At 66.0% G+C, this 16829-nt stretch carries 11 protein-coding genes; all 11 read left to right on the top strand.

Features of this window, described 5'->3' with window-relative positions; genetic code table 11:
- The first annotated feature begins 142 nt into the window (after positions 1-142).
- The 11 genes from NH448_RS05385 to NH448_RS05335 all read left to right on the top strand — a co-directional run bounded on the left by NH448_RS05385 (position 143) and on the right by NH448_RS05335 (position 16731).
- Complete coding sequence (locus NH448_RS05385) at positions 143-1180, top strand: amino acid ABC transporter substrate-binding protein (protein WP_045993511.1); 1038 nt, start codon at positions 143-145, stop codon at positions 1178-1180.
- Between the two features lie 155 nt (positions 1181-1335).
- On the top strand, positions 1336-2511 hold the full coding sequence (locus NH448_RS05380) for an amino acid ABC transporter permease (RefSeq protein ID WP_157033075.1): 1176 nt from the start codon (positions 1336-1338) through the stop codon (positions 2509-2511).
- A gap of 159 nt (positions 2512-2670) precedes the next feature.
- A complete protein-coding gene (locus tag NH448_RS05375) occupies positions 2671-3747 on the top strand; it encodes an amino acid ABC transporter permease (RefSeq protein WP_045993550.1) in 1077 nt (358 codons plus the stop codon).
- 77 nt (positions 3748-3824) lie between these two features.
- Positions 3825-4553 (top strand): amino acid ABC transporter ATP-binding protein, encoded by a 729-nt coding sequence (locus NH448_RS05370; RefSeq protein WP_045993549.1) that lies wholly within the window; start codon positions 3825-3827, stop codon positions 4551-4553.
- A 283-nt stretch (positions 4554-4836) separates the two neighbouring features.
- Positions 4837-6174, top strand: coding sequence for a VOC family protein (locus NH448_RS05365; protein WP_045993509.1), 1338 nt, complete (start codon positions 4837-4839; stop codon positions 6172-6174).
- A gap of 249 nt (positions 6175-6423) precedes the next feature.
- Positions 6424-7185 (top strand): sulfite exporter TauE/SafE family protein, encoded by a 762-nt coding sequence (locus NH448_RS05360; RefSeq protein WP_045993508.1) that lies wholly within the window; start codon positions 6424-6426, stop codon positions 7183-7185.
- Between the two features lie 160 nt (positions 7186-7345).
- A complete protein-coding gene (locus NH448_RS05355; protein ID WP_045993507.1) occupies positions 7346-10195 on the top strand; it encodes an HD domain-containing phosphohydrolase in 2850 nt (949 codons plus the stop codon).
- 140 nt (positions 10196-10335) lie between these two features.
- Complete coding sequence (locus NH448_RS05350) at positions 10336-13206, top strand: HD domain-containing phosphohydrolase (RefSeq protein ID WP_045993506.1); 2871 nt, start codon at positions 10336-10338, stop codon at positions 13204-13206.
- A 208-nt stretch (positions 13207-13414) separates the two neighbouring features.
- On the top strand, positions 13415-14959 hold the full coding sequence (locus tag NH448_RS05345) for a D-alanyl-D-alanine carboxypeptidase (protein WP_045993505.1): 1545 nt from the start codon (positions 13415-13417) through the stop codon (positions 14957-14959).
- Positions 14960-15199: 240 nt separating this feature from the next.
- Positions 15200-16075, top strand: a complete 876-nt coding sequence (locus tag NH448_RS05340; RefSeq protein WP_045993504.1) for a DMT family transporter — start codon at positions 15200-15202, stop codon at positions 16073-16075.
- A 92-nt stretch (positions 16076-16167) separates the two neighbouring features.
- Positions 16168-16731: a cytochrome b/b6 domain-containing protein gene (locus tag NH448_RS05335; RefSeq protein ID WP_045993503.1), complete on the top strand. Its 564-nt coding sequence runs from the start codon at positions 16168-16170 to the stop codon at positions 16729-16731.
- Positions 16732-16829 lie beyond the last annotated feature (98 nt).

Raw genomic sequence — 16829 nt, 5'->3', positions numbered from 1 at the left:
CCCGGGCCTCTTTTCGATGGGGGCTGCCATCGATCTTCAATCCATCGTTTAAAACAAACGTCGACACCAGCATTGACCACGCCGGCCGAGGCTCGGATAGTGAATGGGCGTACAACGCTCATCCATTACTGGAGTTGAATCCATGCGACACAATAACAAGACGTTGCTGACCCTCTCCCTCGCCGCGCTATCCACAGCGGCGCTGGGCGTGACGAGCAGTGCTTCGGCCGCCACCCTGGACGAAGTCACCTCCCGCGGCGAACTCCAATGCGGTGTCAACGTCGGCCTGTCCGGTTTCTCCTCGCCGGACGAGAACGGCAACTGGCAGGGACTCGATGTGGAAACCTGTCGCGCCATCTCGGCGGCGATCTTCGGCGACGCCGACAAGGTGGTGTTCACCCCGCTGACCGCCAAGGAGCGCTTCACCGCGCTGCAGTCCGGTGAGATCGACGTGCTCTCGCGCAACACCACCTGGACCGCCACCCGGGACAACTCCCTGGGCCTCAATTTCACGACGACCACCTTCTACGATGGTCAGGGCTTCATGGTGGCCAAGGATCTCGGCATCGAAAGCCTCGAGGACCTGAACGGTGCCTCTATCTGTATCCAGTCCGGCACCACCCACGAGCTCAACCTGGCGGACTACTTCCCGGCCAAGGGCATCGACATCAACACCGTGACCTTCGATACCCCGGACCAGACCGCCTCGGGCTTCGCCAGCGGGCGCTGTGACGTGCTCACCTCGGACACCTCCCAGCTCAGCGCCCTGCGCCTGCAGCTGCCGGAACCGGACAGCGTCGAGATCCTCACCGAGCTGATCTCCAAGGAGCCGCTGGGCCCGGTGGTTGCCCAGGGTGACGACCAGTGGTTCGACATCGTCAAGTGGACGGTCTTCGCCATGGTCAATGCCGAGGAACTGGGCATCACCAGCGACAACGCCGAGCAGATGAAGAATGATCCGCCCAATCCCCAGGTGGCGCGCCTTTTGGGTGTCGACGGCACCTACGGCGAGCAGCTCGGTCTGACCAACGACTGGGCCTACAACATCGTCTCCCAGGTGGGCAACTACGGTGAGGTGTTCGCCGATACCGTGGGCGAGAACTCACCGCTGGGCATCAGCCGTGGCATGAACGCCCTGTGGAACGAAGGCGGCATCCTCTACGCCCCGCCGATCCGCTGATACTGTCCGCTGCGACCCCGGCCATGGCCGGGGTCGTCCGACCCATGACGGATAGAGCGACGACGTCGCGCGCCGGCCCCCTCGCCGTTCGCGGGTGAATGCCCACGGCCGCGAGACGGGCCGGAGGCAAGCGTCGTCCAGCAAGAGGCTCGCCCATGTCCACGCCCCCTATCGAACGGACGCCGCTATGGCGGCGTCCTGCCTTTCGTGCGCTGATCATCCAGGCGCTGCTGCTGGCAGGCCTCGCCGCGCTGATCGCGATGATGATCGGCAATGCCCTGACCAATCTTGAGGCCAGGGGCATCACCACCGGTTTCGACTTCCTCGGTGAGCGCGCCGGGTTCTCGATCCCCCAGACCCTGATCGACTACTCCGGCGACAGCAGCTATGCCCGCACCTTCGTGGTGGGGCTGCTCAATACCCTGCTGGTGTCCGGGCTCGGCATTCTGGCCGCCACCCTGATCGGCTTCGCCGTGGGTATCGCCCGGCTGTCGCCCAACTGGCTGCTGGCTCGCCTGGCGGCGGCCTTCGTCGAGACCTTCCGCAATATTCCGCTGCTGGTGCAGATCCTGTTCTGGTACTTCGCCGTGCTCCAGGCCCTGCCCAGTCCGCGCCAGAGCATGTCGCTGCTCGAGGCGTTCTTTCTCAATGTGCGCGGGCTGATCGTGCCGGTGCCGGTGCCCGAGCCAGGCTTCGGCCTGACCCAGCTGGCGCTGGTGGCAGCGATCCTGGCGGTGGTGGCCCTTGGTATCTACGCCAGACGGCTGCAGCAGCGTACCGGCAAGGCGCTGCCGGTGTACTGGCTCGGCAGCGCCCTGATCATTGGCCTGCCGCTGCTGGTGTTCGTGGCCAGCGGCAGCCCGCTTGCCTGGGACGTGCCGTCGCTCAAGGGCTTCAACTTCTCCGGCGGTATCACCGTGATCCCGGAGCTGATGGCACTGTGGCTGGCGCTGTCGATCTACACCGCCTCCTTTATCGCCGAGATCGTGCGTTCAGGGATCCAGTCGGTGCCCAAGGGGCAGATCGAGGCGTCCCGGGCGATCGGCCTGCCGGGCAACATCACTTTGCGCAAGGTGGTCATCCCCCAGGCGATGCGAGTGATCGTGCCGCAGCTCACCAGTCAGTACCTGAACCTGATCAAGAACTCGTCGCTGGCGACCGCCATCGGCTATCCCGACCTAGTGGCGGTGTTCGCCGGTACCAGCCTCAACCAGACCGGCCAGGCGATAGAGATCATCGCCATGACCATGGCGGTCTACCTGACCATCAGTCTGGTGGTGTCGGCGTTGATGAACGTCTACAACGCCCGGACCCTGCTCAAGGAGCGCTGAGATGAATACGCCAACCATGCGCTCTGCCATGAGCCGCTTGCCTGTCTTCGTTGGAGGACTGCTGCCATGACCGAGCGTCCCACACCTCCTTCCCAGTCCCCGGTGCACCCCCCGAGTGAGCCCGAGGTGGCGCCGGCTGCCGCGTCCACCGAGCATTCGATGATCGCCGCCCGGCCGGCGCCGGTGGCGCGCCATGGTGTCACCGGCTGGCTCCGCAGCCGGCTGTTCTCGACCCCGCTCAATTCGGTGGTCTCGCTGATCACCCTGGCGGTGCTGGTATGGGCGCTGTCCCCGCTGGTGCAGTGGGCGCTGATCGACGCCGACTGGATCGGCACCACTCGCGAAGCCTGTACCGGCGAGGGCGCCTGCTGGGTGTTCATCAGCGCCCGCTTCGAGACCATCGTCTACGGCTTCTACCCCGAGACCGAGCGCTACCGCGTCGATATCACCCTGGCGCTGCTGGTGGCCACCATCGCCTGGCTGATGATTCCCCGACTGCCGGCCAAGCGCTGGGTGGTGATCTTCGCCCTGGTCGGCTTTCCGGTGATCGCCTGGCTGTTGCTGCTGGGAGGCCACTTCGGCCTGCCGGCGGTGCCCACCCGTGAGTGGGGCGGGCTGATGCTGACCCTGACCGTGGCCATCGTCGGTATCGTCGGCTCGCTGCCGCTGGGGGTGATCCTGGCGCTGGGCCGGCGCTCGCAGATGCCACTGGTGCGCAGCCTGTCGGTGGTGTTCATCGAGTTCTGGCGCGGCGTGCCCTTGATCACGGTGCTGTTCATGGCCTCGGTGATGCTGCCGCTGTTCGTGCCCAGCGAGGTCGAGTTCGACAAGCTGCTGCGCGCACTGATCGGCATCATGTTCTTCTGGAGCGCCTATATGGCCGAGGTGGTGCGTGGCGGCCTGCAGGCGATCCCCAGAGGCCAGGAAGAGGCCGCCAAGGCGCTGGGCCTGGGCTACTGGCGGCGGATGGGCCTGATCATCCTGCCCCAGGCGCTCAAGCTGGTGATCCCGGGCATCGTCAACACCTTCATCGCGCTGTTCAAGGACACCTCACTGGTGCTGATCATCGGCCTGTTCGACCTGCTGGCGATCATCCGTGCCGGGCTCACCGACACCAACTGGCTGGGCTTCGCCACCGAGGGCTACGTGTTCGCCGCGCTGATGTTCTGGATCTTCTGCTTCGGCATGTCACGTTACAGCCAATATATCGAACGGCGTCTACATACCGGCCATTGACGGCCCACAACAACAAATTTGATCGGGAGGCAGCCATGTCTGCTCAAGCGGCGACCACGGCGGATTCGAACACGCCGATGATCGAGATCGACGGCCTCAACAAGTGGTACGGGGACTTCCACGTGCTGCGCGACATCGACCTGACCGTGCAGCCAGGGGAGCGCATCGTGGTGTGCGGGCCCTCGGGGTCCGGCAAATCCACCCTGATCCGCTGCATCAATCACCTGGAGGAACACCAGCAGGGCCGCATCACCGTGGGCGGGGTGCACATGACCCAGGACGTCAAGCGCATCGAACAGATCCGCCGGCACGTCGGCATGGTGTTCCAGCACTTCAATCTGTTCCCTCACCTGTCGGTGCTCGACAACTGCTGCATCGCCCAGACCTGGGTACAGAAGAAACCCCGGCGCGAGGCCGAGGCCACCGCCATGGAGTTTCTCGAGCGGGTGCAGATCGCCGACCAGGCCCACAAGTACCCGGGCCAGCTGTCCGGCGGCCAGCAGCAGCGCGTGGCCATCGCGCGCGCGCTGTGTCTGCGCCCGGAGGTGATGCTGTTCGACGAGCCCACCTCGGCGCTGGACCCGGAGATGATCAAGGAGGTGCTGGACGTGATGATCGAGCTGGCCCGGGAAGGCATGACCATGCTCTGCGTGACCCACGAGATGGGCTTCGCCAAGACCGTGGCCGACCGGGTGATCTTCATGGATCAGGGCCAGATCATCGAGCAGGCGCCGCCCCAGGAGTTCTTCAACAACCCGCGCTCGGAGCGTACCCAGCTGTTCCTGAGTCAGATCCTGGGGCACTGAGGCGCCCTGGCCGCGCGCTTGCTCGCGCAGAGCGCGGCAAGGCGGACGGGGGCGACAGCAGCGGGGCACATAAGCTGGAGGACTGGTAGCGCGGGGTGGCTCCCATGGCGTCGCTGCGAGAAAGACTGCGCCGATAAAGGCGCGGAGTGTCGAGAGCGATGGCGGCGACCACCGCCGTGGCATTCCTTGAAGGAATACAACCAGCGATAATTTTCGTTTGTCGCCGCCTCCCCGCTCTGGTCTTATCGGTGGCATCACCGCCTGCCAACCGATAGGAGCCCGGATGTCTTCCGACTTTGTGACCGCCGACGAGATTCGTGACCGCTTTGCCTCTGCCATGTCGGCCATGTACCAGGCCGAGGTGCCCCAGTACGGCACCCTGCTGTCACTGGTCGAGCAGGTGAATCGGCAGACCCTCGAGGCTGATCCGGCGCTGGCCGAGCGGCTCGAGGCCAGCGGCGAGCACGCTCGCCTGGGCGTCGAGCGTCACGGTGCGATCCGGGTGGGCACGGCCGAGGAACTCGCCACCCTGAGGCGCCTGTTTGCGGTGATGGGGATGTTCCCTGTGGGCTACTACGACCTGTCCGAGGCCGGGGTGCCGGTGCACTCCACCGCCTTTCGCCCGGTCACCGACGAGGCCCTGGCACGCAATCCCTTCCGCCTGTTTACCTCGCTGCTGCGCCTCGAGCTGATCGAGGACGTCGAGCTGCGCACCCTGGCCAGCGAGATCCTGGCCAAGCGCGACATCTTCACTCCGGGGGTGCGTGAACTGATCGCCACCTTCGAGCAGCAGGGTGGCCTCACCGAGGAACAGGCCGAGCGCTTCGTCGCCGAAGCCCTGGAGACCTTCCGCTGGCACCAGGACGCCACCGTGGACCGCGCCACCTACGAGCGGCTGCACTCGGCCCACCGTTTGATCGCCGATGTGGTGTGCTTCCGTGGCCCGCACATCAACCATCTGACCCCGCGTACCCTGGACATCGACGAGGCCCAGCGCCGGATGCCCGAGCATGGCATGACGCCCAAGGCGGTGATCGAGGGCCCGCCCCGGCGCGCCTGTCCGATCCTGCTGCGTCAGACCAGCTTCAAGGCGCTGGAAGAGACCACCCGTTTCGTCGGTGACGCCGAGGGTAGCCATACCGCCCGCTTCGGCGAGATCGAGCAGCGTGGTGTAGCCCTGACCCCCAAGGGCCGGGCGCTCTATGACCGCTTGCTGGGCGAGGCCCGCAAGGCGCCCCAGGGGCTGGACAACGCCGCCCATCAGGCTCGCCTGGCCGAGGTCTTCGCCGACTTCCCTGATGACGAGACCACCCTGCGCCGCGAGGGCCTGGCCTACTTCGTCTACCGTGCGGTAGACGAGTTCGACGGTGACACCTCTGTGGAGGTACAGATCGCCGCCGGCAAGGTGGTGGCCGAACCGCTGACCTACGAGGACTTTCTGCCGGTGTCGGCGGCGGGCATCTTCCAGTCCAACCTGGGCGGTGAGGAGAGTGCGGTGGGGCAGGGCAACGCCAACCGTGACGCCTTCGAGGCGGCGCTGGGGGCCTCGGTGCGCGATGAACTCGAGCTCTACGCCCGCCGCGAGCGCGAATCCCTGGCGGCGCTTGGCCTGAAACGCTGATCCTGATGATTGGCCTGAGCCTCTTCTCTGTATCAGCCGCTGAATGTGCCCATCGCTGATCCTGTCGTCACGGCTCTTGCCTTCACGGAAAGTACCCGCGCCGATCGATCTTCCGCCCGGAAGATCGATCGGCGTTGGCGTTGGCGTTGCGGGTAGCGAGGCGATGTTGGCGGGCAGGTCGTCAGCGAGTGCGAGCCGTGGCACACAAAGGTAAGCTTCTGGCTTTTCTTGTCTCAGGAGTTTGTCGCCATGGAGTGGCTCGCCGCTATCTCGCCGCTGTCCCCCGTCGTCAGTCTCGGCCTGATCCTGCTGTCCGGTGTCACCTCGATGATCAGCGCGTCGCTGGGCGTGGGCGGCGGCACCCTGTTGATCATGACCATGGCCCAGGTGATGCCGGCGGCGGCGCTGATTCCGGTGCATGGCATGGTCCAGCTGGGCTCCAACGGCGGACGCCTGGCCATGAGCTGGCGGCACGTCCACTGGCCGCTGCTGGCGACCTTTGTCCCCGGTGCCCTGGTCGGCGCCCTGGTGGCCGGCTGGCTGCTGATCCGCCTGCCCAGCGGGGTGCTGGAACTGTCGATTGCCGCCTTTGTGCTCTATACCCTGTGGGGGCCGGGGCTGCCCAAGCGCGCCCTGGGCCGCCTGGGCACCCTGATCGCCGGCGCCGTCACCACCCTGTTGTCCAGCTTTGTCGGCGCCAGTGGGCCCATGGTGGCGGCCTTCGTCAAGCAGCACGGCAACTCCCGCCAGGGCACGGTGGCCACCTTCGCCGCCTGCATGACCTTCCAGCACCTGACCAAGGCCTTCGTCTTCGGCGTCGCCGGTTTCCTGTTCGCCGACTGGCTGTGGTTGATCCTGCTGATGATCGGCGTCGGGGTGCTGGGCACCTGGCTTGGACTGCGCCTGTTGCATCACGTGTCGGAGCGGCGTTTCGACACCGGATTCCGGGTGGTGTTGACCGCGCTGTCGCTGCGTCTGGTGTGGCTGGGCATGACGCGGCTGCTGACCTGAACGTCTGGGCAGGCACGGCCGCCATGGGCGAGGGTCAAGACGAAAGATGTGGGCGAAGTAGTGCATAGGGGGTAGTTGCCCCCCGCTCCAGAGCGGCTGAATTGGCATAGAGTGATAGGTAGTCGTCACTGCTGGTCGACTGCCACCCTCGAGTCCTTCAATGCCTCTATTTGCCCGCCGTGAACTCCCGATCCAATGGCTTATCGCTGCCTCCATCGTCGGCATGACGCTGATGATGGCCGGTCTGCTGCTGTGGCAGTCGTGGGATCAGGCTCGGGACTCGCTGGTCGAGGCGCTGCAGCGATCCAGCCAGCAGCTGTCGGCGACGGTGGAGGTCAAGACCCGCTCGCTGATCGAACCTTCCAGGGCGATGCTCGGTGTGCTGAGCAGAGAAACGAGCATCGAGAACTTCGACAGTGCCCGAAGCGATCATCTACTGCCCATGCTGGCGGCGGTGGTCGACGCCCAGGAGGTGCTGGGAGGCGCCTACATCGGCTCCGACAACGGCGACTTTCTGATGGTTCGCGCCATCGAGCGACTGTCGCCCGGGGCAGTATCCGACTCATTGAATCTGGCCGGTGGCACTTACCTGGCGCTGATCCTGCACGGCGACAGGCGGCAAGGCATGGCTGGCTACTGGCAGGTACTCGACGATGAGGCGAGGGAGCTACGTCGCATCGCCATCGAGAGCCACGGCCTGGACCCGCGCGATCGACCCTGGTTTCGTCAGGCGCTGGACGAGCACGGCCCGCAGCTATCGGCGCCCTATACCTTCTTCACCAACGGTGAGCAGGGCGTCACCCTGTCCCAGCGATCCCGTGATGGACGCGCCGTGCTTGGCATCGACATGACCTCCGCGGATCTCGGTAAGGAAATCCATGCGTTTGCCACCACCCAGGGGTCACTGCTGGCCATCACTACCCCCGAGGGCGATGTGCTCGCCCACAACGCGGACAAGGATGCGGCGCTGTTGCCGGGGACCTCGCTGGAGGATCTGGGCGAGGCGCCGTTGATCGAGCTCAAGGATCAGGGGGTGCTGGCGACGCCGGTCCGTTACTTCTGTGGTGAGCAGTACTGGTGGGGGCTGGCGCTGCCCTTCGACATGCTCGGCAGTCGACTGGCCTGGCTGCTGGTGGCCATGCCGGAGCGGGAGCTGATGGCGAGCCTGCGTGAATCCCTGTGGCACCGTCTGTTGCTGTCGCTGGGGCTGGTGACGCTGATGGTGCCACTCGGCATCCTGCTGGGTCGCCGACTCGGGCGCCCACTGCGCGAACTGGGTGAGCAGGTACGGACCATCTCCGAGTTCGACCTCGATGCCTATCGCGGGGTCGACTCCCGGGTGCGCGAGGTGGCTCACCTGTCCGGTGCGCTGGACACTCTGGTGCATCGCGTCGGCGAGTTTCGGCGCATCAATCGCATGCTGGGACGCGAGCGCCGACTCGACGTGATGCTCGACGGCATCCTCGATGAGCTGTTGAACGTCACCGGCAGCCACCACGGGGTCATCTATCTGGCCAATGAGGACAGTTCCGGCCGCCTGTCGCCGGTCGCCGAGGCGGGTCAGGGATGGGGCGATGCCTCCTTGCCGGCGACGCTCGAGGTCGACCAGGACTCGGGCCCTCTGCTGGAGGTGCGGCGAGCGCTGGAGGCGCAAGGGTATCTGGTGCAGTCGCTGCGCGACCGCGCCGGCAAGCGTCTCGGGATACTGCTGCTGGCGCACCGGGACGGTGGTCAGGATGATGACCAGTGGCGCACCTTCGTCGCCGAGGTGTCATCGGTGGCGGCGGTGGCCATCGACATGCGCCGCCTGCTCGAGGGCGAGGCGCGTCTGCTGGACGCCATGATTCAGCTGGTCGCCAGGGCCACCGATGCCAAGTCACCCCACACCGGTGGACACTGTACCCGGGTACCGCAGCTGGCGGAGATGCTGATCGATGAGGTGGACCGGGCGCGCCAGGGCCCTTTTGCTGCGGTTCACCTCAGCGAGGAAGAGCGCGCCACCTTCCACCTGGCGGCCTGGCTGCACGACTGCGGCAAGCTGACCACCCCAGACCACATCATGGAGAAGGCCACCAAGCTCGAGACCCGTTACAACCGGATCCACGAGATCCGTACCCGCTTCGAGGTGCTGTGGCGAGACGCCGAACTCGATTACTGGCGCGCCATCGCCCAGGGGGGCGAAGCAACAAAGCTTGACCAGGTACTGCAGCGTCGGCGCCAGGAGCTGCAGGAGGCCTACGCCTGCGTCGCCGAGGCCAACCATGGCCGCGAGGCGATGAGCGAGGCCGACTGCCAGCGCTTGAAGACCATCGGCGAGTGGCGCTGGCTGCGTTACTTCGATGACCGCCTGGGGCTGTCGCGGGCCGAACTGGACAACATGGCCGAAGAACCCCGTCGCGCCTTGCCTTCAGAAGAATGTCTGCTTGCCGATCTGCCCCGTCATCGCATTGCCTGGCAGCGTCCCTGTCCCCCGGTGCATCCCGAGGACCCCGACAATCACTGGGGCTTTTCGATGGAGCCGCCGTCCCTGGCGGAGCATCAGGGGGAGCTCTACAACCTGTGCATCGCCCGGGGCACGCTCAACGACGTCGAACGCTTCCGCATGCAGGAGCACGTGATCCAGACCATCATCATGCTCGAGTCTCTGCCCTGGCCCGCTCACCTGAAGCGAGTGCCGGAGATCGCCGGCAATCACCATGAGCGCATGGACGGACAGGGGTATCCGCGGCGGCTGCGACTCGGCGAGGCCAGCCTGGAAGAGCGGATCATGGCGCTGGCGGATGTGTTCGAGGCGCTGACCGCCTCCGATCGTCCCTACAAGAGTGGCCTGCCGCTGTCCCGCGCACTGGAGATCCTGGCTGACATGGTCAAGGACGGCCACCTGGACCCGGCGGTCTTCGAGTTGCTGCTGGATAGCGGCGTGTGGCGGCGCTACGCCGATACCTTTGTGGCCGACCGACAGATCGACCAGGTCGATATCGATGCCATCCGGGCCCGAGCTCGGCGTTGACCTAACGTGGAGCCTGCCGCTGTGTTCGGGATACGCGTCTGCAGATCTGCACATATAGTGGAGAGAGCGCTACCCCTTTCGGCTTAGGGCGTTTCGTCACGCTTGAAAGTCCCGTTTGCCTCGTCACGAGAGGTCCGACCATGTACCGCCATCGACTCGTCATTCCGGTGCAGTGGCTGATCGGTATCGTTATCGTCGGGGTGATGGTGGTGATGGCGGTGGCGCTGCTGGGGTTCTCCTGGCACCAGTCCCAGCGCACGCTGGGGGCGACCCTGGAAGAGACCTCGGCCCAGCTGGTCGACACCCTGGAGGCGCGTACCCAGGCGCTGGTGAGGCCGGCACGGGTGGCCATCGACATGCTGGCCAACGGGGCCCCGGGCGAGGCCGACGACTGGGACGGCCGGCTGGCAGCGTTGCCGCTGATGAGGGCGGCGCTGGAAGCCCATCGACTGGTCGACGCCGTCTACATCGGCTATGGCAGCGGCGACTTCCTGATGTTTCGCGCGGTGGATCGCATGCTCGAGAGCAAGCGACCCGACCTCGTCAACAACGACGGCCAGGACGCGGCCTACCTGGCGCTGGTGGTGGATGCACGCCCTGGCCAGCCACCGCAGAGTGAATGGCATCTGTTCGATCCATCGCTTGCTCCGCTCGGGCGCGAGCGACTCGACCAGTACTTCTTCGATCCGCGCAGCCGTCCCTGGTTTCAGCAGGCCCCCGAGGGTGACGCCCCTTTCCTGACCGCTCCCTATGTGTTTTTCAACACTGGCGAAATCGGCATCAGCATGGCGCGCCGCAGCGGTGACGCCGTGGTCGGCCTGGATGTCGCCTCGCGGGACCTCGGCGTCGGCCTGGATGACCTGCGGTTGACGCCGCAGACACGCATGGCGGTGGTCACCGCCTCCGGCCAGGCGCTGGCGACCACCCTGGACGCCACACTGGATCCTGGGCTCGGCAACGCCCGCCAATTGTCCTCTTTCGAGGATCTGGCCATGCCGGTGCTGGCGCAATTGTTGAGCACGAACGTCGACCAGCCGCCGCGGCGGTTGTCCCATGACGGTCGCCAGTGGTGGGGGCTGGTGCTGCCCTTTGTCACCCTGGGGGGCGAGGCCACGCGGCTGATGGCAGCGGTCCCGGAAGACGAGCTGACCTCCGATGTGCGCCAGATGATGCTGGAGAGTTCGTTGCTGGCGGGGGCCGTGACACTGGCCTTGTTGCCGCTGGGGGTGCTGCTGGGACGACGACTGGGGCGTCCATTGCGGGAGTTGTCCGGACAGGTCGAGGCGCTCGGGCGCTACGATTTTTCCGCCTGCGACGGTGTCGGCTCGCGGGTGACCGAGGTGCGCGGGCTCAGCGTGGCACTGCGCCGGCTGGCGCGTGGTATCGAGGGCTTTGGACGCATCACCCGGGTGCTCAACAGCGAGCCACGCCTGGATCGCATGCTGACCAGCATTCTCGAGGATCTGCTGCGCGGCACCGGCAGTCGCGCCGGGGCCATCTACCTGGCCGATGAACAGGACGAGGGACGCTTCGCTCGGATCGCCAGGGAGGGGGAGGCGAGGGACCCCGATGCGGACCCACGGAGTCGGGAGCTGCGACTGCAGGAAGGCTCCGAGGCCGAGCTCGAGGCGCTGATCGAGCGCTTTGAGGCGGCCGGCTATCTGTTGCAGCCGCTGCGTAACCGGGAGGGAGCGACGCTGGGTCTGCTGGCGTTGGCGCGGCGCTCGCTGGACGATGACGACGCTCACTGGCGTGCCTTCGTCGCCGAAGTGTCGGCGGCGGCAGCGGTGGCCATCGACCTGAGGCGACTGCTGCGCGGTGAGGCGCGTCTACTGGAGGGCATCGTCCAGCTGGTGGCCCATGCCATCGACGCCAAGTCGCCGCATACCGGAAGCCACTGCTCGCGAGTGCCGGTACTGGCAGAGATGATCGTCGAGGGCATCGATCGCAGCGAGCACGGGGTATACGCCGAGACTCACTTCGACGCGACCCGCCGCAGCGCCTTCCATCTGGCGGCCTGGCTGCATGACTGCGGCAAGCTGGCGATTCCCGACGAGGTGATGGAAAAGGCCACCAAGCTCGAGGCCCGCTACGACCGTATCCATGAGATTCGCACCCGCTTCGAGGTGCTGTGGCGCGATGCCGACGTGGCCTACTGGCAGGGGCGCGCCCACGGTGGCGATCCGGTGACGCTGGAGCGACGGCGCCATGCGCGACAGCAGGAGTTGATCGCAGCCTTCGAATGCGTGGCCGAGGCCAATCGGGGGGGCGAGGCCATCAGCGATGAGCTGCTGGAGCGCCTGACCGTCATCGCCGAGTGGCGCTGGTGGCGGCGCTTCGATGATCGGCTCGGGGTGTCGCGAGATGAGCTCAAGCGCATGTCCCGCGAACCCCTGCGCAGGCTGCCCGCGGAGGAGCGCCTGCTGGCCGACCTGCCACGTCACGAGATTCCCTGGCACCGCTCTCGCCCGGCGGTGGCGCCGGACGACCCCGACAATGTCTGGCGTTTCGACATGCGGCCCAGTGAACTGGCCGGCCATCAGGGCGAGCTTTTCAATCTCAGGGTGTCCCGCGGCACCCTCAACGAGGTCGAGCGATTCCGCATCCAGGAGCACGTGGTCCAGACCATCATGATGCTCGAGGCGCTGCCCTGGCCCGCGCACCTGCGTCGGGTCCCGGCCATCGCCGGCAATCATCACGAGCGCATGGACGGTACCGGTTATCCACGCCGACTGGCGATGAAGGACGCCAGCCTCGAGGAGCGGGTCATGGTGATGGCGGACGTGTTCGAGGCCTTGACCGCCGCGGACCGCCCCTACAAGTCGGCCATGACCCTTTCCCGGGCACTGGCGACGCTGGCCGACATGGTGCGGGAGGGCCATCTGGACCCCGAGATCTTCCGGCTGATGCTGGAGCAGCGGATCTACAGCGACTACGCCGAACGCTTCTTGACGCCGGCCCAGCGTGATAGCGTTGATACCGAGGCGCTGCTGGCCCGTGCGGGAGTTTGACCTGACGCAAGCGCGCAGGAGTAGGCCCGCTCCGGCTTTTGCCCAAGTGGACGACGACAAAGGCGCCTGCATGAACGGCTGGTTCGCCCGAAATGGTCTATATAATGCCGAGAATGATGGTGAACGCTCGCCAATTTGGCCTGTACAGGCCGGTCAAGTGGGTCATAATGCCGTCAGTGCAGTCTGGAAATCGCAGGGGTTTGGATAAATGGTGACCACAAGGAATTCCGGGTGGCGTTCGCTGACGATGCTGGTCGCGCTGGTGGTGACCTGTCTGATGGTGGTGCAGTCCGCCCAGGCAGGCAATCCGCGCTACGCAGGCATCGTGGTGGACGCCGAGAGTCATGAGATCCTGTACGCGGAAAACGCCGATGAGCGCCGCTATCCGGCCTCACTGACCAAGATGATGACCCTTTATATGCTGTTCGAGGCTCTGGACGGTCGTACCATGAGTCTGGGCCAGCCGCTGCCGGTCTCTTCCCATGCGGCCTCGATGCCGGCGACCAAGCTGTGGCTCAAGCCCGGTGACAGCATCCCGGTGGAGAAGGCCATCCAGGCGTTGGTCGTGCGCTCCGCCAATGACGTGGCGGTGGTGGTGGCCGAGTCCCTGGGCGGTTCCGAGTCTCACTTCGCCGACATGATGACCCGCAAGGCGCGCAGCCTGGGCATGAATAACACCACCTTCCGCAACGCTTCGGGCCTGCCCAACTCCGGCCAGGTCACCACGGCGCGGGACATGGTCATCCTGGCGCGCCGTCTGATGCTGGACTTCCCCCAGTATTACCCCTACTTCTCTCTTACCGAGTTCACCTGGCGTGGCACTCGTCACACCGGTCACAACCGTCTGCTGACCAAGTACCCGGGCACCGATGGTCTCAAGACCGGCTTCATTCGCGCCTCCGGTTTCAATGTGGCGACCTCGGCCACGCGCAATGGACGGCGCATGGTGGCGGTGGTCATGGGCGGCTACACCGCCGCTTCCAGGGATGAGCAGATGATGAGCCTGCTCGACCGTGGCTTCCTGCGGGCTTCGCTGGTCGACGGTCGTGGTTTCCTTGCCAATACCGACGTCTCCGGTGGCGAACTGATGGCGCCTCGCCAGCGTGGGTTGATCTCTGCGCCGACGCCGAGCCGTGTCGCTCAGGTGCCATCGACCGCGGTGCGGCCGTCACGGGTCGAGACCGTGGTTCGTCCGGCCACGCCGACGCTGGCCAGCCGCCAGTCGGCGACAGCGCCGGTGCGCTTCGAGTCCGCCGCCCCGATCATCTCCGATTCGCGTCGTTCTTCGTCCGGTCCCGACCCGCTGCGCAACCTGATCGACCAGCCGAGTGCCTCGGCACCCGCCCTGGCATCGATTCCGGTGGCGGCCTCGGTGCCCGACGCGGCAGCGGCGAGGCCTGAGCCCAGCCCTGTGTCGAGTTCCGTGTCGAGCGCGCCGTCCAGCGCGCCGTCCAGCGTGGCGAGCACGAACACCACCAGCGCGAATGCGAACAGCACCATCGCGCAGACCGGCGACTGGGGGGTCCAGGTGGGGGCGTTCAGCGACATGGACAGCGCGCGCAGCCAGGCCAGCCAGGCGGCCGATCGTCTGGCGGGCGAGATGGCCCACGCCCGGGTAGCGGTGGCGCGAGCCGACAATGCCAACATCTACCGTGCCCGCGTGGTGGACCTGCAGGAAGGCCAGGCCCGTTCGGCCTGTCGGCGACTGCTGCAGCAGGGCATGGACTGCATGGTCGTTCAGGCCAGCCTCTAAGCGTCAGTTCGCGCCACCTTCACGTCGTTCTCCGACAAGGCCCGCCTCTGGCGGGCCTTTTGCTGCATGGCATACACCAGTGCACAGTTCTGGTGCGTCTGTTCTTGCCAGCGAAGCGTTCGCCCCCTAACGTTGTCCCTGTTACCCCCGTCGGCCCCGTGCCGGCGGGGTTCGTTTTTAGGTCAGGTAGATGGTGGTCGTGAGCCACTTGCCATCAGTGCTGCGGACAGGGAGGAGAGCATGGGATCATCGTTCAAGGGTATCGGGTTCATGTGTCTTGGCGTGCTGTGCCTGGCGCTCGGTGACGCCATTTCCAAGTGGCTCGGCGAGGTGCATTCGCCGTTGCAGATCATCTTCTTTCGCACCCTGGTGTCGTTGCCGTTGATCATGCTGCTGGCGCACCAGGGGGGCGGCCTACGCACCCTGTCGACCCGACGTCCTGGGGTGCATCTGATCCGTGGTCTGATCTATACCGGCACCATGGGTTGCTTCGTGCTGGGGTTGACGATGATGCCGCTCGCCGAGGGCACCGCCATCGCCTTCGCCGCGCCGCTGTTTGTCAGCCTGCTGTCGGTCCCGCTGCTGGGCGAGCGGGTGAGCGTGCCGGTGGTGCTGGCGTCGTTGGTGGGCTTTGCCGGTGTATTGGTGATCGTGCGTCCAGGCAGTGAAGGCATCTCGCTGGGTGCTCTGTCGATGCTCGGGGCGGCGGTGTTCTATGCCTTGATGATGATCACCGCTCGGCGCTACGGCGCCCGCGAGCACCTGTGGGCGATGGTGTTCTACATGACCCTGGTGCCCTTTGTGGTGACCGGCGTCGCCCTGCCGCTGGTATGGCAGGCGCCGGCGCTGGAGCATTGGCCGGCCTTTCTCATGTCCGGGGTGCTCGGGGTCGGCGCCACCGCCTTTATTACCCTGGCCTTTCGTCACGCTCCGGCCGCTATCGCCGCCCCCTTCGACTATACCGCCATGCTGTGGGCGGTCCTGCTCGGCTGGATGATCTGGGACGAGGTGCCGGATCTCGGGGTGCTGATCGGCGGCACCCTGATCATCGCCAGCGGCCTGGCGATCGCCTACCAGGAGGGGCGCACCAGCCTCAAGCGGCGCCCTTCGGCCTGAGCTGGGCACTTGCCGTCCTAAGCTTGCCTTAAGTTGCTGCCGTCAGGCTGCCTGTTACGCGACAAGGCGTATCACCTTCAGGGAGCAGGACGATGGCATCGATTCCGTCACATTCAAAAAGCCGGCAGATCAAGGTGTGGGACCCGTTGGTCCGCGTCTTTCACTGGGCGCTGGTGCTGGGGTTTGCCCTCAATTACGCCGAAATTGGCCCTCATCGTTATATCGGCTACACCCTGATGGGGCTGATAGGGCTGCGTGTCGTCTGGGGGCTGGTGGGGCCCTGGTCGGTGCGCTGGTCGAGCTTCTGGCCGACACCCTCGCGCCTTGGAGCGGCGCTCAAGAGACAGGCCGCAGCACAGGAAGCAAAGGAAAACAGTTCCCCTCAGCGCATCACCCATACCCCGCTGGGGGCGGTGATGATGTTGCTGATGCTGGCCTTGCTGGTGGGGCTCGGTACCACCGGCATCTTGATGGTGCACACCGAGCGTTTCCACGATGTGCACTGGATGGAGGAGCTGCACGAGGGCCTCGCCACGGCGGTACTGTGTCTGGTGCCGTTGCACGTGGGCGGCGCCATCCTGGAGGGGCGACGACTGGGCGACAACCTGATCGCCGCAATGGTCCATGGGCGTCGAAGGGTCGGGCCTCGCGTCTGAGGGTCGCGTTCGGCGGTGGGCTGCCTGGCCGGGCTCCCAGGCCGGTTCAGCCTTCCCAGGCCGTCAGCAGGTCCCTCGCGGCGCACGCCGGGTCCGCC

Origin of the sequence: Halomonas sp. OfavH-34-E (assembly GCF_024124525.1) — a bacterium.
GTDB classification, from domain to species: Bacteria; Pseudomonadota; Gammaproteobacteria; order Pseudomonadales; family Halomonadaceae; genus Halomonas; species Halomonas litopenaei.
This window is presented reverse-complemented; position numbering and strand designations above follow the sequence as displayed.

What these genes read in the sequence shown, in the direction of transcription:
- NH448_RS05345 (WP_045993505.1), top strand. Translation starts at nt 13,415, where the DNA reads ATGGTGACCACAAGGAATTCCGGGTGGCGTTCGCTGACGATGCTGGTC.
- NH448_RS05385 (WP_045993511.1), top strand. Translation starts at nt 143, where the DNA reads ATGCGACACAATAACAAGACGTTGCTGACCCTCTCCCTCGCCGCGCTA.
- NH448_RS05380 (WP_157033075.1), top strand. Translation starts at nt 1,336, where the DNA reads ATGTCCACGCCCCCTATCGAACGGACGCCGCTATGGCGGCGTCCTGCC.
- NH448_RS05360 (WP_045993508.1), top strand. Translation starts at nt 6,424, where the DNA reads ATGGAGTGGCTCGCCGCTATCTCGCCGCTGTCCCCCGTCGTCAGTCTC.
- NH448_RS05375 (WP_045993550.1), top strand. Translation starts at nt 2,671, where the DNA reads ATGATCGCCGCCCGGCCGGCGCCGGTGGCGCGCCATGGTGTCACCGGC.
- NH448_RS05365 (WP_045993509.1), top strand. Translation starts at nt 4,837, where the DNA reads ATGTCTTCCGACTTTGTGACCGCCGACGAGATTCGTGACCGCTTTGCC.
- NH448_RS05370 (WP_045993549.1), top strand. Translation starts at nt 3,825, where the DNA reads ATGATCGAGATCGACGGCCTCAACAAGTGGTACGGGGACTTCCACGTG.
- NH448_RS05340 (WP_045993504.1), top strand. Translation starts at nt 15,200, where the DNA reads ATGGGATCATCGTTCAAGGGTATCGGGTTCATGTGTCTTGGCGTGCTG.
- NH448_RS05355 (WP_045993507.1), top strand. Translation starts at nt 7,346, where the DNA reads ATGCCTCTATTTGCCCGCCGTGAACTCCCGATCCAATGGCTTATCGCT.
- NH448_RS05350 (WP_045993506.1), top strand. Translation starts at nt 10,336, where the DNA reads ATGTACCGCCATCGACTCGTCATTCCGGTGCAGTGGCTGATCGGTATC.
- NH448_RS05335 (WP_045993503.1), top strand. Translation starts at nt 16,168, where the DNA reads ATGGCATCGATTCCGTCACATTCAAAAAGCCGGCAGATCAAGGTGTGG.